The organism is Gaetbulibacter aquiaggeris (assembly GCF_044003965.1).
GTDB classification, from domain to species: Bacteria; Bacteroidota; Bacteroidia; order Flavobacteriales; family Flavobacteriaceae; genus Yeosuana; species Yeosuana aquiaggeris.
Map to the genome: position 1 here is coordinate 1 of NZ_JBAWKC010000006.1, position 18,452 is coordinate 18,452.

Below are 18,452 nucleotides of genomic sequence, written 5' to 3' on the forward strand. Positions count from 1 at the left end.
AGTAAAAGAGCAGGGATTCGCATTGTTGACGGAATCTAAAGTTCCTACGGCTATAATAACCTTACTCTGCTCTTTTGCTCTTTCTGATTAATAGGTCTAATTTAATTGAAAACAAACTTAGGATGGCTATAAGTAATTGCTTGTTCTCGCCTACTTCTGAAAATCCGCAAGGATTTTCAGTTTGGTGTGTACTTGCAAAGTTCCGTGCTAACCCATGCAACTACTCCTAGCCGAGACCGTTAGCCTCAATTACTAAAAAAATAAATTATATGATTAATAAGCCATTAATAATACTTATAACCTCACTAATAATGATTATTCATAATTCATTATTTTCTCAATCAAAAAAGGACCAACAATATTTATTTGAAATAGGGCTTGTTGATAGTTTATATTCAAAAACATTAGATGAATACAGAAAGATTTGGGTACATGTACCGGAAAGTGTAACATCTGACAAGAAAAAAAAATATCCGGTTCTCATCGTTTTAGATGGAGATACACAACTACTTAAAATTAGTGCAATTCTGCAGCAACTTGAAAGGGTTAAAGTACCCGAAATGATTATTATAGGAGTGGATAATAATACTAACAGACTAAGAGATTTAACACCAACAAAACCCCACAATCCAAGTCCGGCTTCCCCTTTACCTGGTGACGGGGAGAAGTTTACTCAGTTTATTCAAAATGAATTGCTTCCTTATGTAGATAGCAAATATCCTACAACACCTTATCGCACCTTTTTTGGACATTCTATTGGGGGGTTACTTGTATTAAATTCATTATTTTTAAATTCCGCTAGTTTTGATAACTATATAGCAATTGACCCCAGTCTATGGAGGGGTGGCGATTACGATTATTTAAAAGAGTATTCGACTTATTTAGAGAACAATCAATTTTTTCATAAATCACTTTTTGTAGGAGTTGCCAATACGATGTCAATATTAAATTTAAATCTTGACACGATTTCTGTTTTAAAAGATAACTCAAGAGCAACAGAACATATTCGTCATATTTTGACCTTTGCAAAGACAGCAAATGTAAATAGGCAAAATAAACTAAATTTTGATTGGAAGTATTATGACAATGAAGACCATAATAGTGTTGTTCTAAGATCAACCTATGATGCTTTATGTTTTCTCTTTAGTTGGTATCCGGAAAATAAAAATGATTTGATGAAAATTAAAAACGCTGATACGCCTGTTGATGAAGCGCTCAATATATTTAATAAACGATATAAAGAACAAAGTAGTCATTTTGGATATACAGTTATGCCGGAAGAACAAGTAATAAATCGACTTGGTTATCAATTATTATCGATGGGGGAGAGTGAAAAATCATATGCTTTCTTTAAAATGAATATTGACTATTATCCCAAAAGTCCTAATGTATATGATTCTATGGCAGATTATTTTGAATCTGAAAAAGACAAAGAAAACGCTTTAAAGTATGTAAGAATAGCATATGAAATTAGTGGCGAAGACTACTATAAGGATAGAATCAAAAAGCTTGAATCAAATAAATAATAGAGGCTAACAGCACCTAAGAAAACATGGGTCGGACAGTGGTTCCCGCAAGGTTCGTTCTTCGTGGCTTTCTTTGTCACAGACGAACAGGAAAGTACTCCGAAAAGCCCCACGTTTCTTAGCTGCAAACCGTTAGCCTTCATTATGAACAACCAATGACCAAATGATAAAATTTTTTAGAAAAATAAGACAAAACTTACTAATGGAAAACAACTCTGGAAAGTATTTCAAGTACGCAATTGGAGAAATTGTTTTGGTCGTCATTGGAATATTAATTGCACTTCAGATTAATCAATGGAATGAAAATCGAAAGGAAAATAATGCGTTAAAAACATTAACTGAAAATCTAAATAATGAATTCCAAAAGAATTTGAAAGAACTTGAGATTGACTTATCACGTGTTAAAAATTCAATTACTGCGAGTAATACTTTATTATCATATACCGGTATAAAAAATATTGAGGTGGATAACATAATAATTGATAGCTTAATTTATTATGCTGTCTCTAATCCTACTTGGAATCCAAGTTCTTATGTATTAAATGACATCAAAAATTCTGGTAAATTATCAACTTTGAAAAATGAAAACCTTAAACTTCTTTTATATGATTGGGATAGACTTTATGAAGATATCCTAGAATGGCATGCTGGCTCAACTAATAATACAAACCGACTAGTTTATTTTGTAAGTGAAAAAGGGTCTCTAGTTAATATTGACTACCATAATAATAAGAATAAAAAGGGCACAAAGTTCGACATTGAAAATATAGACTTATTACAAGAAATACGTTTTGAAAATGACCTAGAGAACAGTTTATATTCTTTAATAGAATTGGAGAAAAGGTATAATAAAGCAAGTGTTTTATTAAATAAAATTATAGAGCTCTCGAATAGTAATGATATTACAAAATAAAATAACGAAAGGCTAACACCATGTATAATTCATTGCTATGGCTAGTGCTCATCTGGAAAATTCCTTCGGAATTTCCTCTGGCTAGTATTTGTTTACTAAATTAGTTGCGGCACACGCAACTAACCATACACCAAACGCTGTAAACAATTTAAAACAAACATAACAAATGAAAAAAAAATGAAATTAACTTACGTGGTTTTAATTAAAAAAATTTTCGTTTATTTACATAAGAACATTTGATATAAAAAAAAGTGGTTACCCTATGAGTTACCCTATGGCAACTTAAAAAGCGGAACCCTTTGATATCACTGATAAAATTTAAAGGTCATCGGAGCCTCTTTTGCTTCCTGTAAATGAATCGTATCTAAAAACAAGGTTGGGTTAGGTAAATTAGTGAGCATACCATTAAGTTGTGCTAATGCTCTACTAGCATCAATAGTCTTTCGTAATACTTTAGTGGTTTCTAATGTTACCTTTGGTGGTAATAGTGGTAAGCTATTACAGGGTATATTTCTATTAAAATCTGTCATTTTGAACAAGGGTAATAATTACTTGCGTTATATAAACGAGGGTAAATATACTAAAAATCTACCTTTGTTTATACTATAAGGGTAAAACTTACGCTCGTTAATTCTTGTGTTGCCAGTACATAAATAACAACTTTCATCATAACTTGGTCTCACTTCTTTTGAAACGGTTTCATTTTGTCCTTGCCAGGGTCTTTTGGCGCGATGTGGTTATACCAAGACCCATTCTCCTGTTAAGATATTTAAACGTTTATGAGAATAATCTTGTAGGTCTGTGTTCATATTTAAATTAAATTGTCTTTTAATTCATTATTTCATTCTGTTCTGAACGAATATTTTGTTCCCATTTCCATGCAGAATCAATCATATTTTCCAAGTCTCTTTTTGCTATCCAACCTAATTTCTCTTTTGCCAAATTTATATCCGCATATAATTGAGGTACATCTCCCAACCTTCGGTCAGTAATGGTATAATTTATTTTTTTACCTATTATTTTTTCAAAAGTATTTAGGATGTCTAAAACAGAATAGCCATTTCCTGTACCCAAATTAAAAATTTCAAAAGGTGTTTCTTGATTATGATTTAAAAGCCTTTTTAAAGCGATTACATGTGCCTCTGCTAAATCTACAACATGAATGTAATCCCGAATTGGTGTTCCATCCTTAGTTGGATAATCATTACCAAATACCATCAACCTATCCCTTACTCCTGCTGCTGTTTGGGTTATATATGGCATTAAATTATTTGGGATGCCGTTAGGTAACTCGCCAATGTGTCCTGATTCATGAGCCCCAATTGGATTGAAATACCGTAAAGAAATAGCTGATAAATTTGAGTTTGAATTAATAACATCTTCAATGATTTCTTCAGCAATTTTTTTTGTGTTACCATAAGAAGAAAATGGTCGTTGTGTTTTATTGTCTTCAGTTAAAGGTAATGTTTCAGGATTACCATATACGGTAGCTGAGGAAGAAAAAATAAAATTACTTATATTATATTTTTCCATAGCCATTAACGTATTGATTAATGCATACAGATTATTATGATAATATTTTAAAGGCTTTTCTACAGATTCGGAAACAGCCTTGTGAGCTGCAAAGTGAATTACAGCATCTATATTTTTATGATAACAAAACATATTATCACACAAAAAACCATCCTTTAAGTCAACTTCTAAAAGTTTTGGCTTAACACCAGTTATTATCTTAATTCTATCAATTACATCCTTGTTTGAATTTGATAAATCATCAATTATCAGTACTTCGAAGTTATTCTCTATTAAAGCAACTACAGTATGCGACCCAATATAACCACATCCTCCTGTAACTAAAATCTTTTTTTTCATTGATATTCATTATTATTTATTTAACTCATTTTAATCTTTGGCTTTTGCATTCCATACTAACAAGGCTAATATTAATGAAAGAATTGCGGCACCTAACCAAAATATTTTAACTGTTGAAAAATCATAAGCATCTACACCATTTGTAATGGTATGATTATCTCCTATCAAAAAGCCACTAATGGTATCTTGAATACCTGCACCAATATAACTTGCTATACCAATAAGGCCTAAGGCAGCACCTGATGCTTTTTTTGAAGCAATATCAACAGCCATTAACCCTCCTAAAAAGGTTATTAAAATGCCAATTGCAAAGCCAAAAATCAGCATACTTGCTGTATCTACCCATGGATAACCGTCTGGATAAAAAAGAAATAATGAAATAGCTGTTACATTTAAAATACCTGCAATCAATACTGGGACATTCCTGCTTCCATTAAAAAATTTATCTGATATTATACCTGATATTATAGTGCCTACAATTCCACTAATGGCACTCACAGAAACAATAGAACTTGCCTCTAAAGTTGTATAGCCTTTTTGTGCTTCTAAATAGTAAATACCCCAACTTTCTATACCATATCTACTCACATACATTAAAGCACTAGCAAGAGCCAATATCCAGATGTATGGATTTTTTAATACTTCTTTCTGTAGGGCACCAACTGATTTTCCTTTTACAGAAATTGGGGCATGATCATTTTTATAATCCGCAATTGAAGGTAACCCTTTACTTTCTGGAGAATCGTATAAAAATAAGGCAACTATTATAGCTCCTACTAATCCAAGAAGACCTGCTCCCCAAAAACCCCATTGCCAACCTGAAATACTCACTATAAACGCAACTAATATAAACGTGATAGCTTTTCCTAACCCATGGCTAGCACTCCAAATACCGTAATATGTTCCTCTCTCTTTATTACTAAACCAACGTGACAAAGCAACTACGCTTGGGGCAGCACCCATAGATTGAAACCAACCACTAAAACCCCATAAAATAGCAAACGCCGTAAATGATGTAATAAAACCTAAAGCCAAATTTATGAGAGCGGTCAATAACAGACCTGTTGACATAAAACGGCGAATATTACTTCTGTCTGCTAAAAATCCATTTGTAAGTTTACCTATAGCATAGGCAAAAAATAGCGCAGAACCTATCATTCCAATTTCTGAATCACTTAATATACCTGAATCAACAATGGGTTTTTTTACTACACTTAAACTCAACCTGCAAACGTAAAACAGACTATAACCAATGGTTGCTGCCATAAAGACAGACCAACGAGAACGATTATATTTTTTCTTTATTTCATTAGGATTTTCTATAACTTCAACAGCTAATAACGCTGTGTAAAAACTTGTGATTTTTTTTATCATACGTAAATTTTAGTAAGTGATTTTTTAAAGAAAACAATGCTATTATTAGTGCCATTTAAAAAGGCACAGCAGGACACTACGCCAATTCAAATTCTACTAAACTAATAAAACAAGCTATTAATCATGGAGACCTTTTTCTCTTAAATATTTTAATAATAATGCTGGCCTGTCTGTCTGAATAATATCGATGTGATTATCTATAAACCAATTATAAATTTTTGGGTTCTGAACAGCTTTTTCGTCATCGTGCCCAGCGTTATGTTGAGGCCAAAGTGCATTAACCCAAATACTAGCGCCTTTTTCTCTAATTGTTTTGAATTGATTAATGAATTTAATAGTATCACTCTCAACAGTAAACTCAAATGCAACAGGTAATTTATTAGATGATAAATATTCATCAACTATTATATTAGCCTTACCATTTGGCAAGCTTATTATTGGCATAAAATGAACTTTCCCTAAATAGTTTCCAAACTCCTTTTCAACGGTTGATAATTTTTTTGAGCCTTTAATAACTACTTGATCTTGCGTTCCTGTTTCTTTTATAATCTCATAACATTTATCAAAAATTTCATAACTTTTGTCTAAGTTCACTAAAATTTTATCCTTAGATAGCTCAAGTGCCTGCCTTAATGTAGGCACTAAATGTTGAGTTGCTACACCTAACCCATCAACTAAACGCAAGGTTTTGAGTGAATCTAAAGTCCATTCACTTATAAGTCCTTTTCCAGTTGTAGTTCTATCTATAGTTTTGTCGTGCATTAAAACCAACTGGCCATCTTTAGTTTCTCGTATATCTATTTCAACCATATCGACCCCCATATCAATACAATTTTGGATGGCTTGAAGAGAATTTTCTGGTGCATTTCGCCAATCTCCGCGGTGTGAAACCACAATAACCTTATTATTCTTTGAATCTTCTAGGTTTGCTACTTTATCCTCAATAGAAGATTTTACTGTTGCTTTTGCATCGTTGGATTCAATTGAATCACACGGACACTCATTTTTACAACCAAAAAAAACGAGTAATAAAACTATAACTAGCGAATTTGATAATCTCATAATTTAAAATAGATTAATGAACTTAAAGTAAAGCAAACACAACATCTTTCAAACAATGCTGCATCTGCTTTATTTATATTCTTTTTAAATAATTACTTAATAACTAATTTAGTTGTTGCTAACTTATCGTCTTCTACTACCTTCAAAATATACACTCCAGTTCTCAAATTTGAAGTTGTAATTTTTTCATTTGCTTGGATATTTTTTGAAAAGAGTTGTTTACCTAGCATATCAAAAATTTGAACTGATTTAACTCCATTTGATACCGTTGATATGTAAAATTCCCCATTTTTAACAGGATTAGGATACACTTTAAAACCATTAATAGCAGATACTCTATTGGTTGATAAAGTGATGGCATTAACATTTGATGTATGCTTTGCGTTTTTACCATACATAGGCCAACCTCCTACTTGTAAACCTGCAGAAGATGTAGTTAAAGCACTTAATTTACCACCAGAAGCTGTCTCAACACCAACGTATATTTTACCATCTGAATCAATAGCTGCTGGAGATGTAATTTTAGTTCCTAAACTTAAAGGAGTGTAAGCTTCTGTCCCATCACTATTAAGGACATAAAACATGCCACTTGTATCACCAAAATAAAGTCTTCCTAAATTATCAATTGCTGGTACAACTTCAATTGCTACATTTCCAGATGTATTATAAGTCCATAATATTGTACCATTCGCAGGATTAAACGCTTGCATTTTCCCTCCAGCATTACCTAAATACACCGTACCATCTGCAGCTACAGCAGGACCTCCTTTTTCAGCATTTTCACCCGTAAAAGTTACAGACCACTTTTCAGTACCATCTGCTGGGTTATATGCTTTTAAAACACCATCTCCCGCGGCATTTAATTTGGCAGAAGCATAAATCGTTCCATCATTTGCAAGTGCTATTGCTGAACTCGCATACCCCCCTGATCCATAAGTTGCAGACCACTTTTGAGTTCCATCTGTATTAATGGCATAAATATTATCATTGGTCGCTATCGCATAAATAGTACCGTCTGATCCAATTGCTGGAACACTATTAAAATCTGTACCTATCCCAAAAACCCAATTTTGTACCGTTAAATCCAGAGAAAAGTTACGTAAACCTCTATCGTTATTATTACGAGTTAGTATATAAATTTCTCCATTGGTTGCAAATGCAGGAGCTGAATAACGTACTCTAGAGTCCATGTAAAAAGTACGTAAAGTATCTCCAGTTGCGGCATTAAATCTATGTACTCGTCTTCCAAAATGTCCACTTATATAAACAGATCCATCAGCATTTATTGAAGGGCTGGATATAATTTGATCTACTTTATCTTGTAAAGCACCTTCATTTACATGCCCTTGCCATTTTAAAGTGTTATTTGGATTTATAGCAAAAACATTTTGAGGAGAAGTGTCATAGGTTAGTGTATTTCGTGTTGCGTAATCACAGGCTATGTAAATGGTACCATCGTCTGCAATGGCTGGGCCCGAGTAAGATACTTTATCTGGTAATGTGTAAGACCAGCTTTCCACTAATTGACCATAAGTGGCCATAGATAATAATAATCCGAGTACTGTGTAAATTTTTTTCATAATGTTTAAGTTTAAAATGTTAGCTGTTAGGACGGTTCATTTTACGAACCGTCCGATATATAATTAAGTAATTGAATATAAAGTGTTATCTACCCGTATGCTTCGCGTCTTTAGAACGCATAGGCCAACCTGTTGTGGCTGGACCTGTAGCATTAGTTTTTAAAGCATAAAGCTTAGCCGTACCATCTCCTTGATCTGCTCCTACGTAAATGACACCCTCATTATCAATTGTAACTGAACTCCAAACTCTGGTACCTAATTCCTTTTCTTTCCATTTTTTATTTCCCTCAGAATCTATTACGTGTAAGAATCCAGATTCGTCTCCCACATAGATATTACCATCATTGTCTATTGCGGCAGTAACTAAAGAAGAGCCAAATAAGTCATAACTCCATTTAATTGAGCCATTTGTTCCATTATAAGCAATAAGTTTACCGTCTTCTCCTGCTAAGTAGATGGTGCCATCGGGTGCAATAACCGGACCTCCTCTTGAAACTTTTGCACTTCTTGCTACCCGCCATTTTTCAGTGCCATCAGGATTATAAGCTATTAATACCCCACCTGCAGTTGGGTCTAAATTATTACCTTCGCCAGAAAAGAATATTGTTCCATCTTCACCCAAAGCTGTTGCACATGCAGTCCAACTACCATATTGAGATTTCCATTTCTCAGTGCCATCAGGATTGATAGCATAGAAAAAATCATCAGTACTTCCAATAAATATTGTACCGTCTGTTCCAATAGCAGGTGTAGCATTTATATCACCCCCTGATAAAAAACTCCATTTTTCAGTGCCATCAGGATTTAGTGCAAATAATCTGTCAGATTGTGAACTGATATAAATAGTTCCATCTTGGGCAAAAACCGCTCCATTATAACGTGGGTTACTTCCTGTATCAAACTGAAAGCGTAAAGACCCATCTGGGTTAAATGAATACAAATTATCATCATAAGAACCTATATAGATATTCCCATTAGCATCAATAGAAGCAGTTGTTCTATTTATATCACCTGCTGCAAATCCCCATTTTTTTGTTCCTCCTGGATTTATGGCAAACATATTTTCTAAACCATTTTTAGCGCTACACGCCATATATACTGTACCATCATCACCTATAGCTGGAGAGGCACTTTCTAAAACACCTGGTAAATTAAAACTCCATAGTAAGGTAGGTTCTATGGTTGCTGTGGAGGGCTCTACAATTTCAATCGTTTTTGAAAACTCATTTCTGTTAATGTTACCGGTGTCATCGGTAACCGTTAATGCCACTACATATATACCAATAGGCAAAATAACTGATGGTGATTGTTCTGTAGAAGTTATTCCATTTCCAAAATTCCACGACCAACTAACAATAGTGCCATTTTGATCAAAGGACAAATCTGTAAAAATTGCTGGTTGCCCTTCATTAATTAACAATTCATTTACTTTGAATGCCGCTACCGGTGAAGTATCTATCGTTTCATCATCATTGTTACACGATAAAACAAAGAAAAAGATTAATATTGAACTGTATTTTAATATTCTTTTCATATTATTTTAGTTTAAGTTTTTTTGTTGTAAATAATTCTTAATATACTCAGGGTAATCGGTCTGTAAGACACGACCTTCAAGTAGAATGAACTTATCAATTAAACGATTACTATCTGATTGAGGTGTTGTACTAGTGTTCACATACACATTGGCATATACAGCCCAACCTTTGTTTTTTGCCTCTTGAATTAAGGTTTCATTAAATGAATTATCAGAATAATGCACAATACTTAAATTTGTGCTTGTATAGGCATTGAATTCTGAAACATTATCTATATATGGTAATACCACCAAATCTTGGTTTGTATTTAGCATGCTTCTAATTAAATTATTGTCTTTGGTGTAAAATTGTACTTGTTTTAACATGCCATATTGTTTTACTAATGCATACACTCTATTAAAAGGTGCTTTATCATTGATGTCTAAGTTTATATAAATTTTACCTCGTGCTTTTTCAAACACCTGATTTAATGTTGGTATCTTCTCATTGGTCAACGTACCATTTTCTTTATACAGATTGAATTGCTGTATTTCTTGTAATGTATAGTTACTAACATTTCCAGTGCCGTTTGTTGTTCTATCAATGGTAGCATCATGCATCAAAACTAATTCTCCGTCTTTGGTTTGCCTAACATCAATTTCAATCATACCTATATCGTTATTAATCGCCTTTTGAATACCGGCTAAAGAATTTTCAGGCGTATCAAGTTCTGTTGCTCTATGAGCACAAACCAAAATCTTATTATTAAGCATAATACCATTTAATTTTTCTTTTAGGGTACTTCTACCACTAATGTCGTTAGACAATGAGACAACAAATTCTTTGGAAGAAGTCTTTTCTTGGGTATCATTTTTTACTGTAAGATTTACAATATAATCTCCAAGTTCAGAATATGTATGTGATGGATTTTGAAGTGTAGATGTTGTTCCATCGCCAAAATCCCATACTATTTCATTAATAGTTCCTGTTGTCGTGTTATTGAACACAATGGACTCTCCCACTAAAACATCTTGAGTAATCACTGAAAAAGATACATTTAGAGACTCCTGTTTTACAGGAGCCTCATCTTTAGAACAAGAGACTAAAACAACTAAAGCAATACAATAACTTGCTATTCTTTTAAAGCTATATAACATACTTTGAGTTATCATCTTTTTAAATTGAATTAAATTTTATTACCAATTAGGATTTTGAGCTAAATTTGGATTTAGCTGTCTGTCACCCGATGGAATGGGATATAAATAATCTCTAGTCTCATCAAAGTTTTTTGATCTATCAGCAAATGGCACTAAATTTCCACTCGACCCATTTGACAAAGTAATAACTCCTCCTATTTCAACTTTTTGAGGCGCAGCTGTAGAAGGAGAGCCTGTATACAACTCTACATCAAGAGAACCATTACCATCTAAATCAAAAGCCCCTAACCCAGAGAAATACATACCATTAAAATGGTTTTCAAGAAGTTTTCCGTTTTTCCATCGCATCAAATCATCATATCTAAAGCCTTCAAGAACTAACTCTACTCTTCTTTCTCTTCTTATTTCTAAAATAACACCAGCATTTGCTCCAGAAACATTAGAATATCTAGCTTGTAAAACAGGATCTGGAGAAGCATTTGCTATACCTAAATTGAGTAAAGGCATTCCCACTCTGGCTCTTAACAATCCTATAGAATTATCGATGTCTTGCTGGGTTATCAAACCTAATTCTGCTTTAGCTTCTGCAAAATTTAATAACACCTCAGCAAATCTCAAAATAGGCAAATCTTGAAAACCAACTTGGAAACCATCTTGGGTTTCATCTGTCACATATTTGGCGATTTGATAACCACTAATAGCTGCTGAAAAATCTGGAAGTAAAGGAGATGCACCATCAATCCTAATATATCCAGGAGTTCTAACGGTTTGTGACATTCTAGGGTCTCTATTCTGAGACTCCTGAAGAAAAGTTTTAGTTTCATAATCTACTTGATTTGTAAAGGAATTACCATCATTCATCAAATAGGTGTCTACAATAGATTTTGTTAAACCTATGTCCTCTTGTGTTGGTGAGGTGAAGTAATAATTTACACTGTTAACAACATTTAAATCTTTACTATATCGTCTTGCCAGCATGATTTCTACCTCTTTAGCATCGTTAGATGCAAATAAATCTCTGTAGTCATCATTAGTATTGCCTGTTGAATACAAAGCGTAAGGCCCCTCAGTCATAACTTTTTGTGCTGCTTGAAAAGCTAGTGTTAAAAGTTCATCTGCTCCAGAAAGATTACGGTATTTTCTATAGGTACCTTCAAACAAGCAAATCCTTGATTTTAAAGCTAAGGCTGTCCAAATATTAACTCTATCAGATGATTGGTCAGTATTTAAGTTAGCAATCGCTCTATCTAGGTCCTCAATAATTTTTTCTGTTATAAATACTCTAGAGTCTCTTGGTTTTAATAACAGGTCTGTGTCCTGACTTCCAATCACTTGGTCGTACCAAGGTACATCTCCAAAGCGTTTTAATTTGTTATAGTAAAAATAGGCCCTAAAAAATGACGCTACTCCACTAAATTCCTTTTTTGCTGCTTCATCTTCACATTGCTCATAATATTTAAAAAAAGTATTAATTTTTCTTAAATCATCCCAACTCCATCCACTACTTCCTGCAGTAGAAGGTACAAGTCTTTCCCCTGACTGTTCTAAAGGCACACCATTGTATAATATATTATCTGAAAGTTTATCTAATCCAATAATACCATCAAATCCAGGTAAGTCATTGTAAAAACTGTTAGTGTATAATTCTAAATCCGAAGCTGTTTGAAATGAATTTTCAGGAGCAATTTCAGATAAAGGTGTTCTGTCAAGAAAATCATCGTTACAAGCAACCAATAAAATACTTATGAATAAAAGTTTAACTATATTTTTCATCTTTATCTTTTTAAAATTTAATATCTAATCCAAATGCGTAAGTCTTAGTAAAAGGATAAGCATTCCCATTACCCAATTGTTCCGGATCAACAGTTCTGTCAGGGTTATGGTCATATAATGGAGAAAACGTAAATAAATTAACTCCAGTAGCATACAATCTAATATTATCCACATGTAATTTACTCACCAATGTTTGAGGAATTGTATACCCCAAAGTGATATTCTTAATTCTTAAATAAGCAGCGTTTTGAAGGTATTTATCCGAATTAACTCGTAATTGAGCTCCTTCATAATCACCACCTCTTTCGGCATAAACAGCTAATCGAGGAAAATATGCATTAGGATTATCAGGAGACCAAGTCATACTCTCTATACTTTTAGGATAAAAGTTTTCATATTGTCGAGCGAAAGGACCCCAAAAGAAACCATTATCAGTGCCTGGATTCCAATCGCGCTGCATAATACCTTGAGCAAAAACATTTAAATCAAAACCAGCAAATTCTGCACCTAATGTGATACCGTAGTTGTATCTAGGATTCGTATTTCCAATTTTCTTTAAATCACCGGGATTTGATAAGGTCCTATCACCAGAAGATATTACGCCATCACCGTTTAAATCTGCAAACTTAATATCCCCAGCCACTGGATGATTTATTAGATAGTTATTGCGAATACGCTCATTTACTAATACTTGATCTGCGTGATTTAAATATTCATCATCTGTTTGAAAGAAGCCTTCCACAGTATAACCCCAAATTTCACCTACTTCTTGACCTACATAGAACTGTTGAATATCTCCATTAGGATTATCAAATTTTGTAATATGAGTTCTACTGTCGCCTAACGTAAAACCAATATTATAGCTTAATTGTTTTCCTGCTAATTTCAATTCATCTTTCCAGTTGATAGAAAGTTCAAATCCTTTAGTTCTTAAATCAGCTGCATTTTCCAATGGTTCATTAGCACCAAAAACAGAAGGCAATTGCTTCCCTTGGGTCAACATATCTTTAATATCTCTTTGATACCAATCATAGGTAATATTAAATCTGTTTTTAAATGCAGATACATCCACACCAAAATCTAACGTTTCAGACGTTTCCCATGTGAAGTTTGAAGATACTGGGTCAGGCGTCGTGAAGTAATTAGTTAAACTACCATTTGAAATATAACTCCCTTGTCGAACAGATAAGGTTGAGATATAATCATACGCTCCGATGTTTTGATTTCCTAATGACCCAAAAGATGCTCTTAATTTTAGATTACCTACATATGGCTTTATGCTTTCCCAAAAGGCTTCATTACTAAGCTTCCAAGCAACAGATGTAGAAGGGAAAAAACCAAGTCTGTTATCTACTGGAAATCTTGAAGACAAATCAAATCTACCGTTAAACTCAATCAAATATTTATCAAGCAAATTATACTTTACTCTATAAAATCCAGCTCGAATTGCCCACTCTTCTTCAACAGAATTCAAGAAGATATTATCTCCTGTAGCCAGATTAAACGAATTAAGATTTTCCGATAAATTTCCGTTTCTGCTAGCAATATTTCTTTTAAATGAGTTCCATTCTTGATTAAAACCCACTAAAGCAGAAAAGGTATGATTCTCTAATGGATGAAATTCAAAATCAGCATAAGCGTTTATAGCCTGATATAATTCATTGCGCTCTAATTCTTTATAAGTTTCAGTGTTGGTCTTATATAAGGAAACCCCTTCACCATTAGGTTGGTTAGTATAAGGGGCTGAAATTATTCTAACCCATTCGCTTTGCTGTCTTTTTCTAAAACTATAATCTCCGTGCAATTTGAGCCCTTCAGTTACATTAACCGTAAAAGATGAAGTATTGAAGACTTCAAAATCTTTTTCTTCTCCTTTACTTTTCCCATATATTAAGTCAGCAAAGGTTCCATCCGCTATGTCTCTATTATTTGTGTAAGCCCCTTTTATTATTAGAGAGCCATCTGGATTGGTTGGCAAATACAATGGTGCTGCATGAAATGTGTATTTCCTCCAGTCTTCACTATTACTTGCACCACTTAAATTTCTAGCATTGGTAGCTGGGTGGCTATAATTTTTACTAAAAACGTTAATTGAATTACCTATTTCTAACCATTCATAAGGCTTTGCATCAATTTTTGCCCGAACTGTATAGGTATCCAATACATCCTTATTTATTTTGTAAATTCCGTCTCTCGTATAAAACCTGCCTGATAGATAAACGTTTACTTTATCAGTTCCTCCGGAAAGGTTTAAATTATGTTCTGATGACGCCTGAGAATCACTAAACAATGTATTCCACCAATCTGTATTTCCATAATGAACATAACGTTCAACACCATTTACCGTTTTAATTAAAACGGAGGGTAAAGTGGGGTCTTGACGTCTAGCTTCTAAATAATCATAATCTTCTTGAGAATACCCTAAATAGGTACTTGAATTTTCTAACAAACTTAATTTATCGCTCAATCTTGCCCAATCTAAACCATCTGTAATAAAATTATCAGTTCTAATTGTTGGTGAGCTCCAGCTATAATTAGTATTGTAGTTAATCTTTAATTTACCTTCCTTCGCATTTTTTGTAGTAACTAAAATCACACCAAAAGCAGCACGGGCGCCATATATGGACGCAGAAGCGGCATCTTTTAATACAGAAATAGATTCTATATCTCTAGGGTTTATTCTATTGAGATTTCCTTGTACACCATCAATAAGAATCAATGGGTTACCACCATTTATTGAGCCAATCCCTCTGATATTAATATTAGCTTCTTCATTAATACCCCCATCATCAAGGGTTACATTTAAGTTAGGAGCAATCCCTTGAAGTAATTGTCCTGTATTGGGTCCTAAATTATTTTCTATTTGACGAGAGGTGATTTGCTCAACGGCCCCTGTTAAGTTCTCTTTTTTTACAGAACCATAACCAACTACCACAACCTCATCAAGTGCAGCCGTGTTTTCTAAAAGTTTAACCGTTATATTAGATTGCCCGTTCAATGGAATTTCTTGAGTAGTAAATCCAATATATGAGATTACTATTGTAGCATTTTTGTTGGTAACCTCAAAGGAGAATGCACCATCGAAATCAGTTTGTGTACCATTGTTCGTTCCTTTTTCTAAAATATTGGCTCCAGGTAATGGTTGTCCAGATTGATCAATAACAATTCCATTAATTAAATGTTGCTGAACCTTCTTATTCGGTATTTTCTCTTTTACTACAACCGTATTATCTGCTCCAACAGATACCACAAAATTACCGCTAGATAAACTTTTTTCTAATAACTCATTTGCTTGAATAATTCCCTTTTTAACTTCAACATTCGGAAAATCTTTAAAAATTCCTTCCTGATAAATAAACTTGTAATCTGTTTGTTGCATTATTAAATCAAAAACCTCATCAACCGTTAGAGTTTTATCTGATTCAATTTTGATTTTAGCATTTTGAGATAACACGTTACTAGGTGTAAAGCTAAAAACTGCAGTAAAGCAGAAGAAAATAAAGGTTCTCATCATGTTAATTAGTAACTTCCTTCTTATATAAAAAAGGACATAGTTTAGTTTAATTTTCATAAATTTGATTGTTATTAGTTAAGCATTTGATTAATTAGTAATTGTTAAAAAAGGGGATATAAGTTTTATACTTTCCACGGTCTAAACTTTGTTCCCTTTGTTTTTTATTTCAATATTATTTGTTTACCATTTATTTCATAGGTTTTTATTACACTTAAACTTTTGATTGTTTCAAGGATTTCCTTAATATCTTGATTTTTACCTAAGACGCCTTTGAATGTTATGTCTTCAAGTTTTTCGTTCTCAAAAGCAACATCTACGTCATACCATCTAGAAATCACTTTCATGATTTCTTTTAACGATTTACCTCTAAAACTAAAAATACCATTTCGCCATGATGTTTCTGCGTTTACATCGACTTTAGCGATTGTTATACTCTGATTTCCTAAATTTAAGTTTGATTGTTGACCAGGTATTAATTTATTATACTGACTACCAGAACTAATAGCCACTTCACCTTCAACCAGAGTAGTATAGATATTTGTTTCATCTTTGTAGGCTTTAATGTTAAACTCTGTGCCTAAAACCTCAACTTCTTGTGATCGATTAAATACTTTAAATTCAGCTCCTTGATGTTCTGTGCTTGGTGACACGTCAAAATAAGCTTCACCATAAACTAATTCTACAACACGCGCTTTTCCTTCAATAAAAGTAATAGGATATTTTAACTGGGATTCGGAATTTAACCATACCTGAGTACCATCTGATAATTTAATAAAAAATTGACCTCCTCTTGGAATGGTTAGGTAGTTGAATGCAATCTCTGATGTTTTTTTATCTCCTGCCTTATACACAATTTGTTGTCCGTTACTATTAACATTTTGTGATTGGTAGTCATTCCCTTTTTCTAAGATTACAACAGAACCATCTTCTAAAGTTAGCGTTGCTTTATCTGAACCAGGTAAAATAACCTTAACATCTTGCTTAACTATGATGGGTGTATTTTCAATAGGCTTATTAATTAAGGTTTCCTTTAATAAATAGGCAGTAGCTAAAATCCCAATAATTAGGGCAGCAGCAGCATATTGATACCATTTTTTATTGCTGATTTTGAAAACAGTTTTGTCTTTTATTTTTTGAGATTTCTTCTGAATAGACTCCCAAGCTTTTTCCTTATTAATAGCAGCATAGTCATCAATGTTATCAACTAAATCTTCAATTTTAATGTTTTTTGAAAAGGGATATTGTTTATTGAATTTCTTTAATTGCAATTCTTCAGAAAGCGTTAAGATTTTTAATCTTTTCTTGATTAAAAGTTTTGATATATGAAAAATATCGTTCATTCTATTTGTAGTATTTATATATAGAACAACTAAGCTTTAATAAGGTACTATTAAAAAGTATCTTTTTTTATGAAATATGGAAAATATTTAGGAATAACTCCCGGAATCCCAATTTTAAAATAAAATCGAATTGGTTTTAAATAGCTATTGAATACTACAAATACCTAAGTTTTAATTGAGGCAAGAAAGAAAATTATGCCAATAAAAAGAAGATAATGGTGCTTAAATCTTTAAACTGTTCCCTTAATATTTTATAAGATTGAGATTTTAACGTTTTAACGGTTTGTAGTTTTATATTTAGTTCATCAGCTATCTCACTATTTTTAAGCCCTTTAAGGCTTAATTTAATAATTTGCTTTTTCCTTTCGGGAAGGACTTCAATAGCATGGTATAATTGGCGAACAATTTCTTCCTCAAGAATTTGTTTTAAAAATAAATTATCGTCTTCTATTGACTGAATTGTAATTTCAGCGTATTTATTTTTTACTTTATTATGTTTAATCACATTGTAGCATTTATTGCGTACAGTTTTATATAGATAAACCTTCAATGATACCTCATCAGGAAATATGTTTTCCTTTTCCCAAAGACTAACAAAAACATCTTGAACCAAATCCTCGCATTCAGCTTTTGTATGCAAAAATCGATTAGCATATTGTACGAGTGCTTCGTAATATGCATCAAATATTTGCTTCAAATTACTTTTACTGCTTTTATTGTCTTCTGTAACCAATATATTATTTAATATGGATTCAATAATTCGCAAATTAAGTAAAATAATAGGAATTACTTAATAATTAAAACATCAACATTATATAAATTGAACA

At 32.8% G+C, this 18,452-nt stretch carries 13 protein-coding genes and 1 pseudogene; 2 read left to right on the forward strand and 12 right to left on the reverse strand.

Annotated elements, in window-relative coordinates:
* Positions 1-311 precede the first annotated feature (311 nt).
* Both V8G56_RS14995 and V8G56_RS15000 read left to right on the forward strand, forming a co-directional pair.
* Positions 312-1,526, forward strand: a complete 1,215-nt coding sequence (locus V8G56_RS14995) for an alpha/beta hydrolase-fold protein (protein ID WP_395439277.1) — start codon at positions 312-314, stop codon at positions 1,524-1,526.
* A gap of 202 nt (positions 1,527-1,728) precedes the next feature.
* The gene (locus V8G56_RS15000; protein WP_395439278.1) at positions 1,729-2,439 is read left to right on the forward strand and encodes a DUF6090 family protein; all 711 of its coding nucleotides are present in this window, start codon (positions 1,729-1,731) and stop codon (positions 2,437-2,439) included.
* A gap of 305 nt (positions 2,440-2,744) precedes the next feature.
* Here the strand turns inward: V8G56_RS15000 and V8G56_RS15005 are convergent, their stop codons facing one another.
* From V8G56_RS15005 to V8G56_RS15060, 12 genes and pseudogenes are all read right to left on the reverse strand, one after another.
* On the reverse strand, positions 2,745-2,969 hold the full coding sequence (locus V8G56_RS15005; RefSeq protein WP_395439279.1) for a Fic/DOC family N-terminal domain-containing protein: 225 nt from the start codon (positions 2,967-2,969) through the stop codon (positions 2,745-2,747).
* Between the two features lie 27 nt (positions 2,970-2,996).
* Positions 2,997-3,248: pseudogene (locus V8G56_RS15010) on the reverse strand (hypothetical protein).
* Between the two features lie 19 nt (positions 3,249-3,267).
* Complete coding sequence (gene galE, locus V8G56_RS15015) at positions 3,268-4,311, reverse strand: UDP-glucose 4-epimerase GalE (RefSeq protein ID WP_395439280.1); 1,044 nt, start codon at positions 4,309-4,311, stop codon at positions 3,268-3,270.
* A 30-nt stretch (positions 4,312-4,341) separates the two neighbouring features.
* Positions 4,342-5,685 (reverse strand): MFS transporter, encoded by a 1,344-nt coding sequence (locus V8G56_RS15020; protein WP_395439281.1) that lies wholly within the window; start codon positions 5,683-5,685, stop codon positions 4,342-4,344.
* 117 nt (positions 5,686-5,802) lie between these two features.
* A complete protein-coding gene (locus V8G56_RS15025) occupies positions 5,803-6,747 on the reverse strand; it encodes a glycerophosphodiester phosphodiesterase family protein (protein ID WP_395439282.1) in 945 nt (314 codons plus the stop codon).
* A gap of 92 nt (positions 6,748-6,839) precedes the next feature.
* Positions 6,840-8,327 (reverse strand): outer membrane protein assembly factor BamB family protein, encoded by a 1,488-nt coding sequence (locus V8G56_RS15030; RefSeq protein WP_395439283.1) that lies wholly within the window; start codon positions 8,325-8,327, stop codon positions 6,840-6,842.
* An 85-nt stretch (positions 8,328-8,412) separates the two neighbouring features.
* Positions 8,413-9,861: an outer membrane protein assembly factor BamB family protein gene (locus tag V8G56_RS15035; protein ID WP_395439284.1), complete on the reverse strand. Its 1,449-nt coding sequence runs from the start codon at positions 9,859-9,861 to the stop codon at positions 8,413-8,415.
* A 6-nt stretch (positions 9,862-9,867) separates the two neighbouring features.
* A complete protein-coding gene (locus V8G56_RS15040; RefSeq protein ID WP_395439285.1) occupies positions 9,868-11,013 on the reverse strand; it encodes a glycerophosphodiester phosphodiesterase family protein in 1,146 nt (381 codons plus the stop codon).
* Between the two features lie 24 nt (positions 11,014-11,037).
* Entirely contained in the window at positions 11,038-12,771 is a 1,734-nt protein-coding gene (locus tag V8G56_RS15045; RefSeq protein WP_395439286.1) for a RagB/SusD family nutrient uptake outer membrane protein, read from the reverse strand.
* A 10-nt stretch (positions 12,772-12,781) separates the two neighbouring features.
* The gene (locus V8G56_RS15050; protein ID WP_395439287.1) at positions 12,782-16,342 is read right to left on the reverse strand and encodes a SusC/RagA family TonB-linked outer membrane protein; all 3,561 of its coding nucleotides are present in this window, start codon (positions 16,340-16,342) and stop codon (positions 12,782-12,784) included.
* 104 nt (positions 16,343-16,446) lie between these two features.
* Positions 16,447-17,625 carry a FecR family protein gene (locus V8G56_RS15055; protein WP_395439288.1) on the reverse strand — a complete coding sequence of 393 codons (1,179 nt, stop codon included), beginning with the start codon at positions 17,623-17,625 and terminating at the stop codon, positions 16,447-16,449.
* Between the two features lie 193 nt (positions 17,626-17,818).
* The gene (locus V8G56_RS15060) at positions 17,819-18,358 is read right to left on the reverse strand and encodes an RNA polymerase sigma-70 factor (RefSeq protein WP_395439289.1); all 540 of its coding nucleotides are present in this window, start codon (positions 18,356-18,358) and stop codon (positions 17,819-17,821) included.
* Positions 18,359-18,452: the final 94 nt, after the last annotated feature.

Coding starts and splice junctions, on each gene's coding strand:
- V8G56_RS15030 (WP_395439283.1), bottom strand. CDS start 8,327: ATGAAAAAAATTTACACAGTACTCGGATTATTATTATCTATGGCCACT.
- V8G56_RS15055 (WP_395439288.1), bottom strand. CDS start 17,625: ATGAACGATATTTTTCATATATCAAAACTTTTAATCAAGAAAAGATTA.
- V8G56_RS15045 (WP_395439286.1), bottom strand. CDS start 12,771: ATGAAAAATATAGTTAAACTTTTATTCATAAGTATTTTATTGGTTGCT.
- V8G56_RS15035 (WP_395439284.1), bottom strand. CDS start 9,861: ATGAAAAGAATATTAAAATACAGTTCAATATTAATCTTTTTCTTTGTT.
- V8G56_RS15020 (WP_395439281.1), bottom strand. CDS start 5,685: ATGATAAAAAAAATCACAAGTTTTTACACAGCGTTATTAGCTGTTGAA.
- V8G56_RS15000 (WP_395439278.1), top strand. CDS start 1,729: ATGGAAAACAACTCTGGAAAGTATTTCAAGTACGCAATTGGAGAAATT.
- V8G56_RS14995 (WP_395439277.1), top strand. CDS start 312: ATGATTATTCATAATTCATTATTTTCTCAATCAAAAAAGGACCAACAA.
- V8G56_RS15040 (WP_395439285.1), bottom strand. CDS start 11,013: ATGATAACTCAAAGTATGTTATATAGCTTTAAAAGAATAGCAAGTTAT.
- V8G56_RS15025 (WP_395439282.1), bottom strand. CDS start 6,747: ATGAGATTATCAAATTCGCTAGTTATAGTTTTATTACTCGTTTTTTTT.
- V8G56_RS15005 (WP_395439279.1), bottom strand. CDS start 2,969: ATGACAGATTTTAATAGAAATATACCCTGTAATAGCTTACCACTATTA.
- V8G56_RS15050 (WP_395439287.1), bottom strand. CDS start 16,342: ATGAAAATTAAACTAAACTATGTCCTTTTTTATATAAGAAGGAAGTTA.
- galE (WP_395439280.1), bottom strand. CDS start 4,311: ATGAAAAAAAAGATTTTAGTTACAGGAGGATGTGGTTATATTGGGTCG.